Source organism: Synechococcus sp. H70.1 (assembly GCF_047502705.1).
Classification (GTDB): domain Bacteria; phylum Cyanobacteriota; class Cyanobacteriia; order Thermostichales; family Thermostichaceae; genus Thermostichus.
The window spans coordinates 1-4,741 of sequence record NZ_JANSIV010000102.1 but is presented as its reverse complement, the minus strand read 5'-3'; the positions used below and the strand labels follow the sequence as shown (position 1 = coordinate 4,741).

Annotated in this window: 7 protein-coding genes; 2 read left to right on the top strand and 5 right to left on the bottom strand. The window is 58.9% G+C overall.

Annotated elements, in window-relative coordinates:
- Nucleotides 1-30: 30 nt before the first annotated feature.
- The 5 genes from NW827_RS07675 to NW827_RS07655 form a co-directional block, all read right to left on the bottom strand.
- Nucleotides 31-321 carry a nitrilase-related carbon-nitrogen hydrolase gene (locus NW827_RS07675; RefSeq protein ID WP_414503521.1) on the bottom strand — a complete coding sequence of 97 codons (291 nt, stop codon included), beginning with the start codon at nt 319-321 and terminating at the stop codon, nt 31-33.
- 36 nt (nt 322-357) lie between these two features.
- Nucleotides 358-579 carry a DUF2839 domain-containing protein gene (locus NW827_RS07670; RefSeq protein WP_414403527.1) on the bottom strand — a complete coding sequence of 74 codons (222 nt, stop codon included), beginning with the start codon at nt 577-579 and terminating at the stop codon, nt 358-360.
- Between the two features lie 138 nt (nt 580-717).
- Nucleotides 718-1,500: an ABC transporter permease gene (locus NW827_RS07665; RefSeq protein WP_414403526.1), complete on the bottom strand. Its 783-nt coding sequence runs from the start codon at nt 1,498-1,500 to the stop codon at nt 718-720.
- Between the two features lie 17 nt (nt 1,501-1,517).
- Complete coding sequence (locus tag NW827_RS07660) at nt 1,518-2,261, bottom strand: class I SAM-dependent methyltransferase (protein ID WP_414361073.1); 744 nt, start codon at nt 2,259-2,261, stop codon at nt 1,518-1,520.
- Nucleotides 2,262-2,291: 30 nt separating this feature from the next.
- A complete protein-coding gene (locus NW827_RS07655) occupies nt 2,292-2,774 on the bottom strand; it encodes an FHA domain-containing protein (RefSeq protein WP_414403525.1) in 483 nt (160 codons plus the stop codon).
- A 239-nt stretch (nt 2,775-3,013) separates the two neighbouring features.
- On the opposite strand from NW827_RS07655, the gene NW827_RS07650 reads away from it, so the two are divergent.
- On the top strand, nt 3,014-3,646 hold the full coding sequence (locus NW827_RS07650) for a DUF3038 domain-containing protein (protein ID WP_414403524.1): 633 nt from the start codon (nt 3,014-3,016) through the stop codon (nt 3,644-3,646).
- A gap of 59 nt (nt 3,647-3,705) precedes the next feature.
- Nucleotides 3,706-4,578, top strand: coding sequence for a DUF4335 domain-containing protein (locus tag NW827_RS07645; protein WP_414361067.1), 873 nt, complete (start codon nt 3,706-3,708; stop codon nt 4,576-4,578).
- Nucleotides 4,579-4,741: the final 163 nt, after the last annotated feature.

Below are 4,741 nucleotides of genomic sequence, written 5' to 3'. Positions count from 1 at the left end.
AGTTCTACAGGTATGGCGGCGGCGGCAGGTTCAGTTTTTTATAAGAGACAGGGCCTTCTGGCACGGGTATCCCCCCCCCAGCACGAATACCTGGTAGCGCTGGGCCATCTTGGCCAAAAACTCCTCGGCCCGCTGCGCGATCTCCGGGGCAAGGCGGGCTTTTTCTGCCTCCGGCCCCATGAAGGCAAAGTTTTCCGGCAGGGTCACCAGCTCACACCCCCGGCGCGCTGCAAAGTCAATCCACTCCTCTGCCTGTTGCAAGTTGCTGGCTAGATCCGGGGTGCTGGTCATCTGAATGGCGGCTGCCAAGTAGGATTGCATAGGAAAACTCCAAGGAGACTCAAGAGATCCAGCCGTCTAGCCCGCCAGGTGCCACCAGCCCAGAGCAGGCCCCACAAATCGCACCACCACCCAGACAATGGCCAGGAGAATAATGCCGGCCCAAGCGCCCCGAGTTGTCCAATTGTAGATTGTGCGGGCCTGGGCTTTGGTAAGAGGAAGATCTTTGAGGTTGGGAAACAGGAGCTCCTGGGCGGGATCGGGGTTGTTCCGGGTTTTGCGGCGCTTTGCTTCGCCCATAGGCTGGCCTCCAATGGCTTTGGCCCAGTCGTGACTTTCATCTTAATTCCTCTGTGCCTCTCCTAGCTGGTGGGGTTGCAACTGCTGGGTCGGCTGAAGTTTAGGGGTACTTTGTCGGCCTTGGTGGAATGGGGGAGCCTAACTAGAAGCGCTGGTGTAAAAGCGCAGGGCAAAGCGCCAGAACAGATGGGATCCCCACAGCAGCCCCGCCGCCAGCAGGGCGGATCCCACAAGCCACGGCCATTGGGCTCGCCCCAACAAGGTTTCCGCCGGTACTGTGGTCAAGAAAGCCACCGGCACAACGAAGGTAAAAAACAGCCGATAGGCCACCGGATAGGCCACCAGGGGGAAGCGCCCCGCCTCCACCAAGCCCCGCAGCACCTCGGTAACGTTGTAGATCTTGACAAACCAGATGCTGGTGGCCCCCAGCATAAACCAGAGGCTGTAGAGGATGACCAATCCCAGCAAAAGGGGCACTAGACCCAGAACATAGGCCCAGGCCGGCAGCTGCAACTGGATCCCGGCGGAGAGAATCAGCACCAGGCCAAAGCCGATATCCACCAGGCCCCAGGGAGAGAACACGCGGGTTGACAGCCAAAACTGGCTACTAATGGGCTTGAGCAAGACAAAATCCAGGGTGCCCTCCTGCACCTGCTGCACAATGCGGTTTAAGTTGACGCTAAAGAGGCTGGCCGACACGCCCTGCAAGATAGTGAACATGCCCAAGACGATGAGCGCCTCCGGCCAGCTCCAGCCCCCTAGGCGGTGCCCCCGCTGATAGAACAGTGAAAGCCCAAACAGAGCCGACCCCAGACCGCCTAAGCTGCTGAGGCTGGCAAAGAAGAAGTTGGCGCGGTACTCCATTTCTGCTGCTACAGAAGTGCTCCAAAACAGCCACAGCACCCGCAAGTAGCGCAGCATTCGTTCTCTCTCCAATCTCAGCTTTTATTCCACTTACGGTAGCAGCGGGCGGTGATGAGATAGGGATGAAACACTTCTAGGAAATGGCTTTGCAGCACCTGAAAGAACTGCTCGACTTTTTGCGGGTCGTCTAGGTGGAAGGGAAATTCGCCATTAAACCCCTTGAAAAAGTACCAGTTGATCAACAACTTGCCTTCCGGCTTAAGCCAGGCGTAAAACTGACGCAACTGCGCTGCCGGATCCGGCAAATGTTCCACCACATCGAAGCAGATGACGGTGTCAAAGAGGATCCCTTGTGGGAAGGTTTCCGGGCAGTGGATCCGTTCGCTTAGACCTAGCTTTTCCGCCCGCAGTTGTACAAACTGCCGATGGATGGGGTTGATATCCCAAAAAATCACCTGCTCCACCGCCGGGCAGAGAGCTGCCCCAAGGGTGTGGGTGCCGATGCCACCGCCAAAATCCAGCACTAGCCCGCGAGCCTGATCCGCCACCAGGCGCAGAGTATTGCCGATGTAGTCGGTGCTGCTCAGGTGCCAAGCGGCCAAGTCCAGCAAATAGGCGGATCCCACCCGATCCCGGTAAAAGGCGTCTGCCTGATCCCACTCGAAGTCGCGCCGGCCCAGTTCCGCCAACTGTTGCTGCCCCGCCCGCAGCTTCTCCCGCAGCTCGCCAGGCTCAAGGCCGAGGAAGGATCCCAGATGGGCTTCCAGGTCAAAGGCATCTTGCCAGTAGTTGCTTAGCTTAGGAGGAATAGAAGGCACGGGAACCCAAAGCTTGTTAGGCTGCTGGCCTCAGGATACCGCAAGGCAGGGGATGGCGGTGAAGTCCTCCTTCTCGCTAACTTTCTCAGTGTCTTGCTGGGATCCCGGCTCAGGAGCATTGGGCGGCGTTTTCAAAAGAGCAGCCAAGGTCTGGGGACTGAAGTGGTCGGTGCTCCTGACAATGGCTGTTACCCTCGGCCCAAACCCGATCTTGTCAAAAAGCTGCAGCCGATGGGAGGCAACCCGTTTCCCATTGACGAACAAACCGTTGGTGCTCTGACGGGATCCGGGGCTGCCATCAAAGATGACGTAGCTGTACCCCGCTTGGTTTTCCTCAGGAACGCGGATGATGAGAGCGTGCCGGCGGGAGACAAAAGGGTCATAGAGACGGATGTGGTTGTTGGCTGCTCGCCCTACTGAGTAGTAAATCTTGTCCAACACAACGCCGCGCTGACCCCTTTGATCCTCAAGGATCAGGATGAGGCGAGGAGGGCCAGACTGGGAAGCATCCATGCTCATCTGAAACAGGGCCTAGCGCGGCCCGAAAAGGCAGGGAGGATGGTTGTCTCTCCTTGTCTTTGCTACAGTATACCCTGCCCCTTTGAAAGGGGTGGACAGCGCTTGCCAGATCCCGGCAGCGAAGCTCTTGCCCAGGGCAATTCTTCCCTCAAGCGCGGGAGGGGAAGGTTGCAGCTTGGCCTCAGACAGGAGATCATAGAGTCCTATCCCAGCCAAAAGTTCCCATTGACAGCGTGACGGTGGAACCCAAGCAGACTCAGTTAGATCCTCAAGCTCCTAGCCTCACCCCAGCTACTGCAACCATCAAAGCCCAGTTGGATTTGCTGTTGTTGGGCCTGGAGTCCCTGAGCGGGGAGATTTCCGAGGCCGTTCTGGCAGCAGCCAAGACCCTGAACTTGGAGGAGCACCTTGGCGATCGGGTGGCCCTCTGGCGTCTGCGCAACGCCAATCCCCTCCGCCGCACCAGCGGTGGCCACAAAAAAGTTGAGATTGAAGAGGCCCGCGCCCTGGCCAAGGTAATTGCCTATCTGGCAGCCCAGCAACAGGCTCGCATCCGCAGCACGCTGGAGCAGCTGGAAGCCGCCCTCAAACAGGAGCTCAGTCCCTTTCGTCAGCCGCTGGTGGGCGATTACCTGGGCGAGTTTATCTCCCACTACCGCAGCCGTATGGTGGATGGGGATGTGCGCGATGAGGATAGCCTTGCCGAACTGGCTCTGCGCATCTTGATTGAGCTACTGTTCTACAGTAGCCCCAGGGGAGCAGAGCGCCTCTGGAAAGCCTTGCTCAGCCGCCCTGAGATGGATCTGCCTGCTGGCAGCAACCTCGAGGAAGGGAAGGTGGAATCAGATGCTTTGCCCTCTTCCTAAGGCGGAGCTCTTCCTCTGACCCTGGAGTTCTTGCCGGCGTCCTTTGCTTGCCAGTTGCCATGCCCAGCCTCACCCTCACTCAAACCTATCACCAGCCCACCTCTACCCTCACTGTGCGAGGAGAAGCCCCCCTCCCTCGGCAGGGTATCGAGGCCTCAGCTACGCCGCCCCTGCAAGCGATTCAGAACAACTTTGAGTGTCAGTTGGAAATTCGCCAGGGAGAGACCACCAAGACTCTACGGGGAGACAGCGTTTGGCTCAAGGATTTGATCACGGTGATCGACCGCTACGTTGGATTCCAGCTCAGCGGTACGCCCAAGGGAGCTTTCAGTGGGACTGTGGCCATCCGTCCGCTGGATTTTATTTTCCACCGCCTCACAGTGCGGCAGGGGGAGGATCGCATTGCCCAGGTGGATCTGTCAATGACACAGTTGTATGACCTTCTAGAAAACCTCTCTCAGGCGGCCGAGGACCTGCCCCAACTGGATAAACTGGCAACGCCGCCGGCGCCAGCTTGGTATCGACAGCCCCCTGTCATTGCTGCCCTGCTGGCAGGCGGGATTGCCCTAGTGGCCGGGGTTGGGCTCTGGCTCAGCCGCAGGGATCCCTCCCCTCCCCCCTCCTCGCAACAGGGGCAGCTTACCGTGCCGGAAGCCTCTGGAGATCCTCAGCGGCGTCTGGAAAGCACCCTGGCCCAGCAGTGGCAGTCCCCTCCAGGTTTGCAGGAGCGTTTAGTCTACCGGGTAACGGTGGATGGGACGGGATCTCCCTTGGCTGCTGAGCCAGAGAATGCGCTAGCTCGGGAGCGTCGCGCCACCACTCCCTTTGCCAACCTGCCTGAAGTGGCGCCAGATCCCTTGCCGAGAGGGGCTAGGCAGTTTCGCGTCAGCCTGGGGCCAGCTAACCAAGTGGAAGTGGACACAGCAGAGTAGCTTGGTAACCCTCCGTCCCGCTACCCCGGACAGTGCCGAAAGCCAGTTAGGGGTGTCTTGACAGCGCCTTTGCGGGTCCAACTGTGGACTGCGTTAGTCGGTGGGAGTGTCAAGAGTAGACAGTGCACCGCTGCACTTACCTGATTCCCACCGCAACCCAATA